The organism is Streptomyces sp. NPDC002835 (assembly GCF_053591995.1).
The window spans coordinates 1-16,149 of record NZ_JBSFUW010000028.1; the positions used below are offsets into that span (position 1 = coordinate 1).

General features: G+C 65.4%; 12 protein-coding genes and 1 pseudogene. 1 reads left to right on the forward strand and 12 read right to left on the reverse strand.

Annotated features, from left to right (window positions below; translation table 11 throughout):
- The 5 genes and pseudogenes from ACWD01_RS25935 to ACWD01_RS25955 form a co-directional block, all read right to left on the reverse strand.
- Positions 1-119 (reverse strand): annotated as a pseudogene (locus ACWD01_RS25935) (short chain dehydrogenase); the annotation flags it as partial.
- 63 nt (positions 120-182) lie between these two features.
- On the reverse strand, positions 183-392 hold the full coding sequence (locus tag ACWD01_RS25940) for a hypothetical protein (RefSeq protein WP_451165201.1): 210 nt from the start codon (positions 390-392) through the stop codon (positions 183-185).
- Positions 393-529: 137 nt separating this feature from the next.
- The gene (locus ACWD01_RS25945) at positions 530-760 is read right to left on the reverse strand and encodes a hypothetical protein (RefSeq protein WP_451165202.1); all 231 of its coding nucleotides are present in this window, start codon (positions 758-760) and stop codon (positions 530-532) included.
- Positions 761-874: 114 nt separating this feature from the next.
- Positions 875-1,222 carry a hypothetical protein gene (locus ACWD01_RS25950; protein WP_451165203.1) on the reverse strand — a complete coding sequence of 116 codons (348 nt, stop codon included), beginning with the start codon at positions 1,220-1,222 and terminating at the stop codon, positions 875-877.
- On the reverse strand, positions 1,207-1,434 hold the full coding sequence (locus ACWD01_RS25955) for a hypothetical protein (RefSeq protein ID WP_451165204.1): 228 nt from the start codon (positions 1,432-1,434) through the stop codon (positions 1,207-1,209). The genes ACWD01_RS25950 and ACWD01_RS25955 overlap by 16 nt, the downstream gene beginning before the upstream one ends.
- A 12-nt stretch (positions 1,435-1,446) precedes the next feature.
- Between ACWD01_RS25955 and ACWD01_RS25960 the strand changes: the two genes are divergently transcribed.
- Complete coding sequence (locus ACWD01_RS25960; RefSeq protein ID WP_451165205.1) at positions 1,447-1,590, forward strand: hypothetical protein; 144 nt, start codon at positions 1,447-1,449, stop codon at positions 1,588-1,590.
- 171 nt (positions 1,591-1,761) lie between these two features.
- Here ACWD01_RS25960 and ACWD01_RS25965 read toward each other — a convergent pair whose 3' ends face one another.
- From ACWD01_RS25965 to ACWD01_RS25995, 7 genes are all read right to left on the reverse strand, one after another.
- Complete coding sequence (locus tag ACWD01_RS25965; protein ID WP_451165294.1) at positions 1,762-1,869, reverse strand: hypothetical protein; 108 nt, start codon at positions 1,867-1,869, stop codon at positions 1,762-1,764.
- Positions 1,870-2,316: 447 nt separating this feature from the next.
- On the reverse strand, positions 2,317-2,577 hold the full coding sequence (locus ACWD01_RS25970) for a hypothetical protein (RefSeq protein ID WP_451165206.1): 261 nt from the start codon (positions 2,575-2,577) through the stop codon (positions 2,317-2,319).
- Positions 2,578-2,775: 198 nt separating this feature from the next.
- Entirely contained in the window at positions 2,776-3,234 is a 459-nt protein-coding gene (locus ACWD01_RS25975; RefSeq protein ID WP_451165207.1) for a hypothetical protein, read from the reverse strand.
- Positions 3,235-3,357: 123 nt separating this feature from the next.
- Complete coding sequence (locus ACWD01_RS25980) at positions 3,358-9,837, reverse strand: RHS repeat-associated core domain-containing protein (RefSeq protein WP_451165208.1); 6,480 nt, start codon at positions 9,835-9,837, stop codon at positions 3,358-3,360.
- A gap of 108 nt (positions 9,838-9,945) precedes the next feature.
- Positions 9,946-13,587 carry a LamG-like jellyroll fold domain-containing protein gene (locus ACWD01_RS25985; RefSeq protein WP_451165209.1) on the reverse strand — a complete coding sequence of 1,214 codons (3,642 nt, stop codon included), beginning with the start codon at positions 13,585-13,587 and terminating at the stop codon, positions 9,946-9,948.
- A 510-nt stretch (positions 13,588-14,097) separates the two neighbouring features.
- Positions 14,098-15,042 carry a 3-oxoacyl-ACP reductase gene (locus tag ACWD01_RS25990; protein WP_451165210.1) on the reverse strand — a complete coding sequence of 315 codons (945 nt, stop codon included), beginning with the start codon at positions 15,040-15,042 and terminating at the stop codon, positions 14,098-14,100.
- Positions 15,043-15,053: 11 nt separating this feature from the next.
- Positions 15,054-16,130 (reverse strand): Zn-dependent alcohol dehydrogenase, encoded by a 1,077-nt coding sequence (locus ACWD01_RS25995; RefSeq protein WP_451165211.1) that lies wholly within the window; start codon positions 16,128-16,130, stop codon positions 15,054-15,056.
- Between the last annotated feature and the right edge of the window lie 19 nt (positions 16,131-16,149).

Here is a 16,149-nt window from a genome sequence, read left to right on the forward strand (position 1 = left end):
ACCTCGTCCAGTTCCGCGTACGTGAAGACGTCCTTCGCCGTGTCGTACTTCGCCGCAACGACCGGACGGGCCATCACCGCCACCATGCCGCCGTGAACCACCAGCAGTTGCCTATTGAGGGCCCCCGGCCGCCGGCGTCGAACGTTCTTGGCGATGCGCGCAGGGTTCAGATCAAACCATGATCACGACACATGAAAGATATACTTCAGAATTCCATAGCACAGCACATGCAGAACGATCATGATGAGTGGCACCTGCAGCGAGATTGAGAATCTCTCCTGCACTTCACCTTCTCCGAGCGTCTCTTCAGAGCCCAAGAAGGGCCGAACTGCACGCTTGATCCGTTTGGTCGACGGATACCCCCAGAACTGCCCGATGAGCGAAGTGCCCACCACGCGCCCCCTTATTTCGTATCCGCCTTTGAGCTCGAATACCAACCCAGTATTTGTCCGCACTCTTGCGATGTGACAGTAGGGAATGACCGTCTCAGTGATCCAATTTCGCACCACAATCGAGTCACTCGACAGCGTCACACGGGGCGAACGGTGATGATCCAGGCGAGCCATGTGATCCCTGCGCCGATCAGCCCACCAACAATTGACCGCCTCAGCAGCGACTCACCTCCATTCCCCGGACTAGCCGCAAGGAAAACTCCGACCCCGAACATGACAGCCGACGAGGCCAGCCCGAAGTAGCGGACCTTACTGTAGAAGTCATTGCCGCTCTGTGGGACAGCCGTAAAATTCTTCAACGTCTTCATCGCCAGCTCCCCCCGTGCACCATCGGTGGGCCCGCCGCAGCGAGCCCATCCACTACCTCGCGACCGAACCCCCTTACGAGCGAAGCCGCTTCAGCGAAGGGTTCGGCAGAAGGATTACCCGATCAGGAACGACACGGCGAAGCACACGGCCGCCAAAATTGCCATGACCTCGAACGCCAAATCCCGCACGACCCCATAAGAGATCTCAGGCTCAGCTTCGCCGAGCCGTGATTGCTTCTTCTTTGCCTTGTTGATCTCTTTAGCTGCCTTCCCTGCAGTCTGGAATTTACGATCGAGCAGAGAGCCTGCAAACCCTATAGTGAATATTTCGGGCTCTCCCCTCAAATCCTTCTTTGTGTGGATAACCAAGCCGCTTCCCGGAGCCGCATCTGCCTTACGGATTTCCGACCAGGGGACCGAATACCAGAAGATGGGGTTGACAGCAATCACTCCGCCGTCCACCAGGTGGATTCGCGACCTATGAAGCGAAGCGTTACTGCGCCGACGGCAAGTATCATTCCGGCTGCCTTGAAGGCATCAGGATCGGAGTTCAGGATACCGTCGAAAACGGCATAGGCGGCAGCAAGTGCAAAACATGTCGGCAGGATGGAGGAAGCCCACCGGAAGCTCTTTCTCCAGAGACGTTGCCCGGATTTAATCCGCCTGTAATTCATACCCTGACACCTTTGAGCGGGACGACTTGGGCCACATATACGCCCAAGTCATATTTGATCGTTTCGTTCCAGCAGGACCACGGCGACGTCCCGGTCGCCGATGTTCGCGGTGGTGACCGCGACGACCAGCAGCAGACCGAGCGTGTCGGGTCATGATGCGCCTTTTACGGCTCGGCACCTTCTTCCCGCCGTCGTAGCCGCGTGAGGCGGCCGGCACCGTCGCGGCGGCCGCACCGACTGCGCGTCGATGATCCCCGCCGTGGGCGCGGCCTCAGGGCCGTCGCGTTCACGGACCCCTTCTGCGCAGCCGGTCGTGGAACTCGGCGATCAGGCCGTGCTCGCGCCAGCGGCGGCCCGGCCCCAGGCGGGGAAGCCTGGGGGCATCGCTCGCCAGGAGATGCCGCCCGCGACCAGGTAGCGGATCGCGTCCAGCAGCTGGCGGTGGCAGTAGCCCTCGGGTTGCCCGCCCCTGAAGCCAGGCCGGCATCGGCAGCAATGGCCGGACTGCCGCCCACTCCGTGTCCGTCATGGCCGACGGATACCGGCGCACCCGATCGGGATGACCGGCCGCGTTGCCGTACACGTGCGCGAGGCAATCACACGGTGGAGCAGCCGAGTGGAACTGGACGGGCTCGGCGCGTACAACGACGACACCAGGGCCTCCCGGCATTGCTCGGTTGGATTCGCATCCCCGAGCTACCGCGAGGCCCTGCCTTGATGCGCGTACAACGGGAAGCCCCCGGCAGGAAATCTGTTCGACTTGCACGATCCAAGATCGGTTGAGATAGGGCTTCCGAAGTACCGGGTCGACGCTGGTGAACTGACCGATCAAGCTCAGTACCGCCTCCTACGGCTGGGCCCCTGGCACCCCGAGTTCAAACCTCAGGAGCCAGCCAGGCTTGCCGCAATTGCCACGAGGGAAGGGACTACCAAGATGAAGCCCACAATCCTGACGATTAAAGGGCTGAACCCTCTTCCTGAACCAAAAGGACTGCGCTCCATGAAGAAGCCGTGAATTCTATAGGCGCAATCGCGAACATTAAAGAGAAGCGTGAATCCAATGACCACGATTACGGCTTCCCAGGCCAGGTAAAGGTAGCTGGTTCCGCCAGAGGCGGCGGACAAGGGGGCAATTTCTAGCATGACAATTCACTCCAACACGGACAATCAAGCGATTTCGGAAATCTGCCGCCCAACTTCGTCGGGGCCTCCGGAATTGGCCCCAGCCCGTTCCGTCCGCTCCACGACGCCGGTTCAGAGCCGCCCGACTGCCAGCACGCTTCCGTCTCGTGCAGGCAGTCGGGCGGTGATGACAGTGCCCTCCTGCCGACGCAGCGGTTATCACTTTGCCTGAGCAGAGCGAGACCAATACTCCCGGATCAGGGCGAACTTTGCTTCGAAGTCATTATCAAACCTATTACTGGTGAATACACCGGGAATCGAGAGCGACCTTCCGTGTGATCGGACAATGCGCAAGTCCCACCACTCGCCACTACGCGTCTGATGGCGCCGCTTCTCGATGTGGGCAATTTCAGCCCACGGGATCGATTTTCGGCTAACGAAGGTATGGAAGACTATCCGGTCCGACGTAAGGAGTGCTCTTCCGTATCCTCGGTTGATCATGTAAATAATCGAGAGCAGCCAGCAGATAGCGACAGAGAATCCCCACCAGAATGGCGCCGTTGCCGCAGTCAGTACCATCGCCACGCCGGCACCGGCAAAGGCTATTGTTAGATAGCCAGTCCACCACCAGTTTCTACGTCGGGCGGCAGTATCGAGAGCGATCCATGTGTCAGGCATGGGCAGATTCTACAGATGTTAGTTTGAGAACGAAAGGGCACTTTTCCTGATGACCCTTACGCCAATTGAGCAGCGGCCTGCCAGGGATCGGCAGGCCGCCACGACTACGGGTTACTCATCTTCTCAGTCTCTCGACGACTTCAAATTACCTCCTGTAAGAGTTCCAATGGCAGTGAATCCGACAGAACTTACATCGGCGACGCGAGCAACACCTATCGCCGCTCCTCCAGTCGCGGCCTGGAGTACCTCTTGCCTGAAGGATGATGCTCCTGCTGAACTGCGAATTAGCGAGGTAGCCGTCCTGCTTAGAGCAACAGCTCCACCTGCCAGGCCCAGGCTGAGCGCGCCGACCGCGCAGCTGCCCCATTGCTTGGACATGCACGCGTCAGCTGTGGTGGCAGCGGCTAGCGCGAGACCGGCAACTGTTGCTGCGGTAGCCACCCAGCCCACCGGACTGGCAATTGCAATTGCGCCGAGCAAAACGCCTGCCCAGCCTAGTGCTTTACTGTGCTTCTGCATGAAGTCGTGGGCTGTGCTGATTCCCTTTTTCACCCACCCGAAGATGCCGTCGCCGCTTGAGCTATCCTGCGCTCGTTGTGCGGCCTCTCGGTCGCGCCGGTCAGCATTGGCTATCGCCTGAAGTTGCTGGGCCCTTGCGTGGTCGGCGTTCCACTGCGCCTGCGTGTGGACGCGGTTCGGGCCGTAGGAGTTGCGGCCTTGGTGGCCGTAGACGTTGTAGCGGCCTCGGCTGGAGTCAGCGAGGATTCGCTTCTTGCTGCCCGGTGTCCAGGGTACGTAGCTGCCGGAGTTGCCGGGGCTGCCGGGGTTTCCGCCTGAGACCGCGGTGTTGGGGCGCTTCTTGGGCCTGTCGGGCTTTCCGCCGGTGCAGGTGATGGTGCCGTCGAGGCATTCGGGGAGGATCATGCCGGTGGGGTCGGCGAAGGTGGCGGGGTTCTGGGCGCCGTAGCTGTACCCGTTGAGGGTTTGGGCGATGCTGGTCTGGAGTACGGGGTCAAGGCTGATGAACTGGCCGATCTGCGGATCGTACTGCCGTGCGCCGATGTGCGTGAGGCCGGTGCCGGCGTCCGTGGTCTTTCCGAGGAAGCCCTTGTCGTTCGGCCAGTCGCTGGGGGTGCTGCCGCGCTTGTCGCCGAAGGGGGTCAGGTGGCGCTTTCTGTATGTCTGGTCGTTTGCGTCGATGGCGAGGGTTGAGGTGCTGTGGTGGTCCGATGCCAGGTACGAGAGCTCGTTGGTGCCGGTTTCGTTGGATCGCACCGCGACGGTGACGCCGTCGCTGCCGTAGTGCCGCTGCGCCCAGGTGCTGCCGTCTGCGCGGAGATGTAGTTCCGTATCTCCGGCGTAGAGGACTCGTTCGCCACCGGCGGTGCTGCGGATGAGGAGCTCTCCAGCTGCGTCGTAAAGGTACTCCGTAGCCTTGCCGTCTTCCGTAACCTTGGCGAGCTCTCCCTCCTCGTTCCAGGCGAGGGCCTGCTGGTCCGTCGGTCCGGGTCGGCTGGTGGTGTTGCCGGTCGAGTCGTGGGTGTAGGTGCGGTTGGGCGCAGCACAGTTGGCTTCGGTGCTGGTCGCAGTCAGGGAATGTGGCTGCTGGCCGTCGTAGCAGTAGGTGGTGGTCGTGTCGCCGGCGCTGGTGTGCCTAGTTTCGCTGGCCCGCTGGCTGGAGGAGTTGTAGGTGTAGCTGTTCCAGTACGGCGCGGGCCCGGACAGCTGGTCGGCGTTGCGGGGGTCGGCGCAGTTTTGGGTTGTGGGTGTCCAGGCTTCGGTGAGACGGCGGTAGGTGTCGTAGGTGAAGCACTGGGTGTCGGCGGTGGTGGTGCCGCCGAGGGTGGTGGGGTCAGCGATCTTGGTGACGTTGCCGGCTTGGTCGTAGGTGTAGTTGAGGTCTTGCGGCATGTACGGGTGGGTCTCGTCGGTGACGAAGCGGCGGGTCAGTCGACCGGTGCCTTCTTCGTACCGGTTGTTGATGTACGCCTTCTTGTGGTCGGCGGTGTTCGCGGTGCCGAGTGTCAGCTTCAGGGGCTGCCCGAGAGCGGAGTAGTCCGTCTCGAGGAGGTAGCCGGTGGAGCCGCCGATCGAGGTGACCATCCCCTGAGCGTTGTAGCCGTAGCCGACGATTTCCGAGGGAAGTCCGCCGAGCGCGGGCTCCTTGTTGAACTGCAGCGTGCCGTCCAGGTTGTAAGCCGACTCGAACGGGATCGTTGCCGGAGCTCCAGCGGCGACCAGAGGGTCGGTGTCGGGGAGTCGGAGCTCTGAGGTTGTGGGCCGGGCCATGTTGTCGTAGGCGGTGATGGCCTGTGTATATGCCCGGCCCGTCTTGCCTCCGACGTATCGGGTGCTGCTGTCGGGCAGTCCCTTGAGGAGGGTGTCGTAGCTGTGGGCGGTGAGCTGGGTGGCGTCGCTCTTGGTGCCGCTCCATGTGGCGAGCGGACGGCCGATCTCGTCGTAGTCGGTCAGGATGGCCTTGCCACGTGAGTCGGTAGCCTTGGTCTGCTGGTCCAGAACGTTGTACGCGATTGTCGCGTGGCCCTTGTCCGGGTCGCTGACCTTGGTCTTGCGTCCGAAGAGGTCGTAGCCGTACGTCCACTTGGCGCCGTCGGGGCCCGTGACGGAGGTCTCCTGATCGTCGAGCGCGTACTGGTACCCGACTGACTGGTAGGCGGTCCCGAGGGTGCTGCCGTACTGGGTGTCGCTGGGCTGCCGGCCGGCGTAGGTACGGGTTTCGATGGTGCGGCCGCGGATGTCGGTGATGGTGCGCTGTGCGGTGCCGCCCTGGACGGCGGTGGTGGCGGTGGAGTCGCCGGTGTAGCTGGTGGTGGTGGACCACTTCTCCATGCCGCCGACGAGCAGGGTGCTGGTGATGCCTCGTTCGGCGCCGTCATAGACGGTCATGGTCTGAGCGGGCGACTCTCCGTATTCAGCACGCACGTACTGACCGTCGGGCGTGCTGGAAGTGTCGAAAATGTCGGCGTGTGACTCGTAGGCCAGCCCGCGGGTGTCGTAGCGGGTATCCGTCAGCAGCCGACCGCCCGTCGGGGTCGGCGCCTGGGTCTGGACGGGGCGCAGCAGGGAGTCGTACAGGGAGTAACTGGTGTTGTAGGTCTTTTCGTCCTTCTTGAGGACGGAGGTGGAGACCCAGGACGCCTTTGCGGTGTTGAGCTGGTAGTCGAAGGTGATGTTGGCGGCGTAGCCGGCGGCCTTGGCACGGTTGGGGAGCCAGACGGCGGTGAGGCGTCCGAGGGAGTCGTAGGTCTGCTCGGTCTTCTTCGAGTTGATGTCGTAGGACCGGACGGGCTGGCCTCGGCGCGGGTCGAGGAAGGCGACGGACCGGTGGCCCTTGGCGTTGGTGGTGATGGTGCGGGTGAGAGGGCCGGCGTCAGCGGGTGCGTAGGCGATGGAGCTGGCTTTGCCTTCGGCGTTCGTGGTGCTCAGGGGTCGGCCAAGGCTGTCATGGGTCGTAGTGGTGATGGTCTGCCAGCCGGCGGGGTTGCGCTGTCCGCTGCTGTCGGCCGTCGCCGCATAGCCGGTGGGGCGACCGGTCCAGGTCGGCAGCCCCTTGGTGGGAGTCTGGTTTGCTGTCCAGGTAGTGGCCGACGGGTTGTCGTAGACGGTGGCGGTGTCGGCCAGGATGTCGCCGCGCGTCGCGGTCGTGGCCGGCAGGCTCAGTGCGGTGTCGAGGATGGAACAGGGCTGGCCGACGGTGCGGGTGCGGGAGACGAGGTTGGTGATGCCAGCGCTGGTGTTCCGGGCGTACCAGGTCCGGGTGCAGGTGTTGTCGCCGCCCTTGCCGACCTGCCCAGCGTCTTCTACGACGACGGGCATGCCGTAGTCGTCGTAGGTTGTGCCGACGGCGTGGGCGCGCCAGGTCTTGGAGGCGGTCAGGTAGGTGTGGGTGGTTGTCTTCCTGGTACGGACGTAGCGGGCAACGTGGTCATCGGCTTCGGGGGCGGTCTGCCGGGCCGTTTCCTTGGACCACGAATCGTTCACGACGGAGGTGATGGGTGTGCTGCCGTTGTAGGTGACCTGCTGGCGGAGTTGGCCGGCGTACTGGTCGGCATCGGTGATGGCAGCGATTCCGAGATCCGGTGTCGTGAGGGGCGCGAGGCTGACGCTGCGGGTCGTGCCGTCCTGCTTCTTGTCTCCGTGCATGCCTTGCATGTAGAGGGAGACGGTCTTGGAGCGGGTGGTGTCGAGGGCGCCACTGTAGGTGGTGACCTGGCGGTAGCCGCGCCAGTCGGACCAGGTCCGCTCGTCCTTCGGCGTGAAGGGGCTGTCGGCGTGGTGCCAGGCGGCGCCGCTGTAGTCGTAGGCGTGCTCGACGGGCAGGTTTCCGGTGCCGGGGTCCTCTTCGAGGATCGCGGTCACGCGGTACTTGTGGAACCAGTCGATGGAGGCGTCGGGATTGCCGTTGATGTTCCAGTACTGGGGGAAGCAGTTGCGGGTGTTGGTGTCCGCCGGTGCGTCGATGACCTGGCTGCGGACGCACTCGGGTGAGGAGAGGGTGATGGTGGTGATGCCTCCGCTCTCGGAGGTGATGGTGGAGATCCGCGGCCGGGTCAGCGGCAGGATGTCGTCGGTGCCGTCGACACGGTTCTCACGCCACTGGTAGGTGAAGATGACCGGGTTGGTCGTGATGTCCGCCGTCCCGGTCTTGCCGGTTCGCTTGATCGTCTGCAGAGCCAGGACGTGGTCGGAGGTGTCGCCGTCGAGATCGCCGCCGTCCTCGTACTTCTGTGTGAAAGCCCAGGAGTCCACGGGCTGGTAGCTGGTGTCGGCCGCGGACCAGGCGTGGGTGCTGATGCCGGTGAGCCGCTTGAGCGAGAAGAACGAAGGGCTGGCCGCAAGGCAGTCTGTGGCACCGCTGGCGCAGATGGAGTCGAAGGGCACGTCGGGCCAGTGGTCGGCCGTGCTCTTGGTCAGCGGGGCGCAACCGGTGGTGGTGCAGCGGTCGGAGTAGCTGAAGGTGACCTTTGCGTCGGCCTGGTCGGTGAACAGAGCACCTTCGCGGAGGCCGTACTTGATCTCCTTCAGGTAGCCGCCGCGGGTGTAAGAGGCGTTGGCAGTGCTCGCCTTGTTCTTCTTGTAGTGGTTCGACTCTTTTGTGTACCAGTAGGTGGCTGCGTTGCCGTTGGTGTCGACGACGTAGTCGAGGTTCCAGCGCCAGGCTTGGGTTTCGGCGCGGTCGGCGAAGGCCCCGCCGTTGCCGTATCCGGGCTCACCCGCATCGTCGCCGAAGACCGGAGTCGTCCACACGGAGTTGGTGCGCTGGTCGGTCGCGCCGTCGAGCTTGTGCTTGCCAAAGACGTACTGGGTACCGTCGCCGGTCGTGACGATCCAGTACTCACCGTTGTCGTCACCGTTGACCGGGGTGGTCGAGGTGTGGCGGGTGACCTTGGATGCGTCATCGCCGGCCAGGCGCCATGTGCTGTCCCAGGAGCCGGAGTCCTTGACCAGCCGGGTGGACTTCCCGTTCAGGACAAGCTGGGCGTTGTCGTACTTCCAGCAGCGGTCGAAGACGTCCTCGTGCCCGTCATCGTCGCAGGAGCCGTAGCTTCGCTCGATGTAGGACTCGGTGAGGGAGAAGCCCTCTCCGAGGGCGCTGCCCTGGTTGTTCGTGGTGGCGGTACGGCCGTCGACGCTGCCCGAGTCATAGGAGAGCGCCACTGTCGGCTCCGGTCCCGCGGCGGCCGAAGGGAGAGCGAAGTCGTAGTCCCACGTGAAGGAGCCGGAGTTGCCGCCTGCGGCCCAGGAGGACGAGGCGGACAGCGGGGTGGCCGAGTAGTCACCGGCACCAGACGGAGCAGGCCCCGCGCCGGCAGCAGCGGCGACCGCGAACACGGTCATGCTGTCGCTGTCTGCGCTGAGCTGAGCTGAGATCCCGGCTTCGGCAGTGAGGCCGATCGAGGCGGTAACCGTCTGGGAGGTGATGTCGTTGTCCGAGGTCAGCGGGGTCTGCTTGCGGCAGGCTGCCTTGTCGGGGGTGGTGAGGGCGCAGGCCGGGAGTTCGACGAGCCGTAGTCGTGCGCCCCAGGAGCCGCCGGCGGCGGCGGCGAAGTCGCTGTAGTCGACGGAGAGGCTGGCCGTGCCAGTGGCGTTGCTGGTGGCGGTGAGCAGGACGCCGTTGACACCGGCCTTTGCGGCCGCCTTCTGGTCCAGGACGGTGATGCGCGCCTTGGTGCCGGGCTTGACCGACCCCTTGCCGTCATACGGCGACAAGGTGACTGGGAGGCCGCCGGCAACACCGGACACGTCACCCGTGGTCTTGAGCGTGAAGGCCTTGCTGCCGGGCTTCGGCCAGGAGGCTGTCGCCTCCTCCTTGGCCTTGCGTGACCGGGCGGCGCCGGCAGCCTTTTCCGCGGCGACCTTCTTCCGTGCCTTCACGGCCCCCGGCCCGTCGGCCCTCTTCACGTCGGTGACACGCTGTTCGGGCAGCTCCGGCTCTCCCAGAGCCTTGGGCCCGTCCTGGGCGAACGCCACCTGGCCCGTCGGCATCATCAGCGCCGCAGTCAGCGCTCCGACCACCGCGGCGAGGCGTCTGCGCCCTCGCTTGCCTTCCCAGAACCGTGTTCTGCGTATGCCATGCATCATGACTGTCCGTCCCCACCCCGAAGTGCTGCGAACTACAACTGACGAGCGACACGTGCTGAAAGGGGGTTGGTGCGGCCGGCGTCACGGCCGCACCAACCCCTGTGTGGGTCAGCCGCCCACGTAGGACTCGACCTGCGAAGAGCTGGCCATCGCTCCGGCCCACAACCTCACGCTGGAGATCCGGGCGGGCAGATGGTGCTTCCACGCACCGTCCATGTGGGCGGTGCCTACGGCGAATTCACCGCTGCCGATCTTTGCCGTGTAGGAGGTTGCCTCGCCCTTGTCGGCATAGCTGATGTAGAGGCCGACCTTGCCGTCGCCGGAGTCGTGGATACCGGTCAGCCGGACGTCGCTGCCCACTTCGACCGCGTCGGAGACGACTCCGGAGAAGGTCCCGTCAGCGTTGAGGCGTCCGAAGCGCCACTCGCTGAGCAGGATCGTCTCTTCCTGCATCGTCTCGTCACTCCACTCGCTGTCCTTGTTGACCAGCCGGTACCACATGCCCCAGGCCGAGCCGTCCTGCGCCCGCTGCCCGTAGACCTGGCCGGTGTAGCCGATCGGCTTGGACTCGATTGCGGCCTTGTCGAGCTGTACGAGAGCGCTGGCCGTGAACGATCCGCTGTCATCCACCAGCGGACCGCTGGCTGTCGCCGCATCGTCGACGCCGTCGAAGACGATGGCTTCCTGCTCGACATGCGCCCCGCCCGACAGAGCCAGCGTCTTCCCGTATCCGGAGGTTTCATCGGTAATCGCTGTACTGCTCGTGTTGGTGCTGGTCGGGGTGAAGTCCGCCATCAGTTCGACGCCGGCATACGACTGCGAAGTGAGCAACCTGGCTTCGTCGGCAACCTCGCTGGCCGTCAGGGCCCGCTGCCACACCGAGACCTCGTCGATCGAACCCGGGAAGTAGCTGTGGTAGACGTTTGCCCACATGGAGCGGCCGATCTGCAGTGGTCCGGTTGCTGCCCATGAGCCCGCAACCGTCCGGGTTCCCTGCGGCCGTCCATTCACATAGAGCTTCACCTCATCGGTGGCCGGGTCATAGCTGCCGGCAAGGTGTGTCCAGACCTTCGTCTGGGCCGGTGAGGCGGCACAGACTCCGAAGTAGGCGCTACCAGTCGCTTCATCCTTCTCTTTGGTACCGAAACACCACTTGCCGTAGCTCTCCTCGTACCACAGAAGGAAGGGGCTGTAGGCGACGCCGTCCTGAGAAAGCACGACTGCCTGTGTGGACAGCTTGTCCAGCCGTGTCCAGGCCGAGACGGTGTAGGCAGAACGAGTCTCGAGCACCGGGCCGTCGGTGGCCGCATAGTCATTGGCCCCGTCCAGTGCCAGCCCTCGGTCCGTGACCTCGTCCGGCAGTACGGTGCCGTCGGCCGCGTACTTGATCAGGCCGCGGCGCCCGCGATCGTCACGGACAGCACCAGCGAGGGTTGCGTCGTCGCTGCCGTTCGCGGTTGCCGAGTCCAGTGCCGTCGCGCCGCTGGCTTCGTTGAAATGCCATCTGCCGGCCGGCTTCGTCGTGGCAACAAGGAAGTCGTACACGCCCTCGGACCCATAACGTCCGGCGCCCACGTCGTCCTTGGCCCTGACATACAGCGTGTGGAGGCCCGCCCGCTGCGGGGTGTACCTGATGGTCGCAGTGGATCCGGCGATGTCCGGGGACCATGCCTCGTCCTGCGACATGCGGTACTGGTAGGCGACCACATTCGCCTCGCCACGGAACGAGAATGTGCCCTCCAGGTTGGGCGCACCTTCGCTGGGGCAGTTGTTGGTGTCGCACGGCAGATACGTCGAGCTGGTGATCGTGGGTGCTTCCGGGCGCGAGGAGTCAACGGTGAAGTAGCACCAGCCGGTGGTCGAGGCGTTCGACGGGCCGGGAAGCTGATTCCTGCCTCCGTTGTAGTAGGAGCGAGTCCATGACCGGTAGCGATACAGGCCCCCGTCGCCCAGCGTGGGCGTTTCCCCAGTGAGCCTGTGGTTGTCTCCCACGTACCCTGTGGATGGACGTTCTATCTCGGGCATGGCGTTCGCCCAGGTACCGTCGGACAGCTTCTTGTCGACGTCCATATTGACCCGCAGTTGCGCCCCCGACTCACCACCGGACGCGGTCTGCGGGGTGGAGGTCAGGACGGGCGTCGGGTCGGAGACCATGGTCGGTTCCGACTCCTTGATCGAACAGATGTGGCTCGTGCCGCTCGCAAGCCCGATGTTCGACGGCTTGGCCGGCAGGCCGACGAAGTCCACCGCTAGGGTTGCGTCGTTCTTGAACCGCTTCCACGCCGACGTGTCCGTCTCGTCGTGCGCCTTCAGCATCAGCGTGAAGCGAGAAAACTTCCCCGCCGCGAAGTTGCGGACCGTCGCGGTCAGATTCTCGTTCGGCTCGTCCGGCAAGTTGTCATTGAACTCGATCGGCGCGTCGGGCGAGTTCGGGTCGCACAGCGATCCACGGCCGGCGGAAACGTGTCGGTCGACCATCAGGTCCCAGCCGCCCTGTGGACGCGTTGCCCAGGTCGTGGCGGACGAGATGTTGTCCGGAGTACGGACCAGGTCCACCCAGCGCGGGTCGCACTGGAATGCCCACGGCTCGGTGATGCGGAAGGTCGCGTCCAGGACATGCTTGCCCTTGAGGCTGGCGGGCGAGAACTCGAAGTACAGCCGCTGCACATAGCCCGGCCCGCAGTAGTAGCCGTTCCACGTGCCGCACTCGCCCATGCCCATACCGCGGTCGTCGCTGCCGTTGCTCCAACCGTAGGACTCGTAACCGTCGTTGCGCAGCAGCGTGCGCTCGGACTCCCCCCAGGAGACGGTGGGGTCGATGAAGATCGGGAACGCCTCAGGCTCAGTGTTGGCGAGGAGCTGTGGGTCCAAGACGACAGACAAGCTGTCCCTGTCGACCGTGACGTCCATGCGTACGACCTCATCGCCCTGGCCCGGCGCTAAGCCTGAACCCGAGGGCGCCGTCTCTGACGGGTCGCTCGGCACAATTGGGTCATCAGGTGCCGTGACGGCGGTGGTGCCCAGTTGCGTGGCCATGCCCTCCGGCTGCGGCGCGGCCTGCTTGCCGGCGGAGTTCCACATCTGTGCCGGAGGCGCCTTGAAGACTGTGTTCCCGTCACCGTCGACAGCCGCCAGGTTGCCGGCCGTCCCCTCACGCACGGTCAGACCGTCGGTTCTCAATCCGAAGGTCGGCTCCTTCAGCTGCGGCAGCGCCGCCGCCTCGGGTGTCTTGACCACCAGGACGTGCTGGAAGCTCTCAACAGTGGCAGTGACCCTCAGGTCCACATCCGGAAGGACGTTCGGATAGATCGCGCTCGGGCCGTCCAGCACCGGCTCGGGCAGCTCACTCGGCCAGCTCAGTTCGAGCGACAGGCCGTTGTCGGCTATCCGCGCCAGCGGGTTGTCCTCACCGCCGTCGGAAAAGGCCATCGGCACAGCGGCGGCTTTCGGGCCGATCGAACCGTCCGCCCGCCGAATCAGCGTCGGATCAGGACTCAGCCAACCGCCCTTCGGGTCCTCGACCCGAACCGGAACTGAAGACTCCTCAAGCGTGAAAGAGAACCCGTCAGGGTTGGCGAACACCGTGGTCCGCTCAGACCGCTCCCCCGTCACCTCGACTCGCTCGCCTGACGCAGCCGCCTCGGCAAGCGCCTTCTGCCCCTCACTCAGCGCTGTCGGTTCCGAGGCCGCAGTTGGAGCAGCCGATGCTGCCGGCAGTACGACCACCGAGAGCACCGACGTCAGAGCCACGCCTATCGCCGTCCGATGTCTGACCTTCGGTACGAGACTTCTCCGCCACAACTTCACAGTTCCCACCCCGTGGTCAAGAGATCTTCAAAAGTCCGGCGAGTCAACGCCAACCCCACTGCGAGGTCAAGGCATTGAGACCGGGGCGTGTTCGTGTCAGCCAACCGCGATTCAGGGAAATACCGCCACATGCCGGAGCTGAGTCGTATGCCTAAAGCGATCGCGACGTCACTGTGCGTGGCGGACCGGCACCGTCATTCATTTGCGGCTATCGCGACTCGGGCCGCAGGCGATCGAACACCAACACCCGCATATCAGGTAGGAGTTGACGGTAGACGGCAGCAGTGGCCGACGGCCCCAAATCGACCGGCACATAAGGATGTGAGGTTGCACTGTGCAACGATCGACCTGAACAGTTAGGTGTGACTCACATCACTCTGCCTGGCCAGGCAGTGTGGATTCGTCTTCGGCCACCAGGCGCAATTCAAGCCTCGGAAAGCGCAGTTCGAGGGACTACCCCCGTCGCAGCGACAGCACCTCCGGCGACGCGAACGTCTCCCCCCGCGGCCGGCCCTCGAAGTACGGCGTCAGGACCTCGTCCAGTTCCGCGTACGTGAAGACGTCCTTCGCCGTGTCGTACTTCGCCGCAACGACCGGACGGGCCATCACCGCCACCATGCCGCCGTGGACCACCAGCAGTTGCCCGTTGACCGCGGCGGCCGCCGGGGAGGACAGGTAGCCGACGAGGGGGGCCACGTGCTCCGGGGCGAGGGGGTCGACGGCGTCCTCCGCCGGGGCGGCGAGGCCCGCGAAGACGTCCTGCGTCATGCGCGTCCGCGCCCGCGGGCAGATCGCGTTCGCCGTGACGCCGTACTTCGCCAGCGCCGACGCCGTCGACGTCGTCAGGCCGACGATTCCGCCCTTGGCCGCCGCGTAGTTGGGCTGGCCCGCCGAGCCGGCCAGGAACGCCTCCGAGGAGGTGTTGACGATCCGGCCGTACACCGCGCCGCCGGCGCCCGGCGACTTGGCGCGGGCGCGCCAGTGCTCGGCGGCGAAGCGGGTGGTGTTGAAGTGGCCCTTGAGGTGGACGCGGACGACCGCGTCCCATTCGTCCTCAGTCATCGAGAAGACCATCCGGTCGCGCAGGATGCCCGCGTTGTTGACGAGGACGTCCAGCTTGCCGTACTCGCGGACCGCGAGGCCGATCAGTTCCCGTGCCGCGTCGAAGTCGGCGACGTCGCCGTGGTGGGCGATCGCGCGGCCGCCCGCCGCGCGGATCTCCTCGGCGACGGATTCGGCGGGCGTGCCGGACGCCGCACCGGTGCCCCCATGCCCCGGCTGCCCGTAGTCGTTGACGACCACCGCCGCGCCGAGCCGGGCCAGTTCCAGCACCTCGGCCCGGCCGAGGCCGCGGCCGGCGCCGGTGACGACCGCGCTGAGACCTTCCAGGGGACGCATGACGGGGCTCCTCACAGTTCGACGCAGGTACGCAGGGCCTCGCCGCTGCGCATCTGCGCGACCGCGTCGTTGATCCCGGCCAGCGGCACCCGGTGGGTGATGAGGCCGGCCAGGTCGATCCGGCCGGCCCGCCACAGGGCGATGGCCCGCTCGTAGGAGCGCAGCACGTCCCCGCCGCCGTACAGGGACGGCAGGATGCGCTTCTCGTCGAAGAACAGCTCGAACATGTTGAGCTGAAGGTGGTCGTCCATCGCGCCGGCGCCGACGACACACAGTGTCCCGCCGCGCCGGGTCGTCTCGTAGGCGGTGCGGGCGGTCGCGGACCTGCCGACGACCTCGAAGACGTAGTCGAAGCCCTCCCCCGCGGTGACGCGCTGCTTGGCGTCGGCGAGGCCGTCGGGCGCCACCGCCTCCGTCGCGCCGAAGCGCAGGGCCGCCTCGCGCCGGGACGCCACGGGGTCGACGGCGACGATCTGCGCCGCGCCCCGGACCTTGGCGCCCTGGATCGCGGAGATGCCGACGCCGCCGCAGCCGATGACGGCGACCGACGAACCGGCCTCCACCTGCGCGGTGTTGATGGCGGCGCCGAGCCCGGTGGTGACGCCGCAGCCGATGAGCGCGGCGATGTCGAAGGGCACGTCGTCCGGGATCGGCACGGCGCAGCCGGCGGCGACCACGACCTCCTCGGTGAAGGTGCCGGTGCCGGCGAAGCCGAACACGTCGCCGTCGCCCCGGCGGAAGTTGGGGGTGCCGGCGTTCATGAACCCGGCCAGGCAGAGGTGGCTCTGGCCGCGCCGGCACGCGGCGCAGCCGCCGCACGCGGGCAGCCAGCACATCAGCACCCGGTCGCCGGCGGCGAGGCCGGTGACGCCGTCGCCGACGTCGAGGATCTCGCCGGCGCCCTCGTGGCCGGGGACGAACGGCGCGGGCTGCGGCAGGACGCCGGTCATCGCGGAGATGTCGGAGTGGCACAGTCCGGTGGCCCGGACACGGATCCGCACCTTGCCGGGGCCGAAGCCCACCGCCTCGACGTCGTCGAGGACTTCGAGTTTGTCCTGGCCGATCTCGTGCACTACGGCTGCGCGCATGACGGGTCCCTTCAGCAGG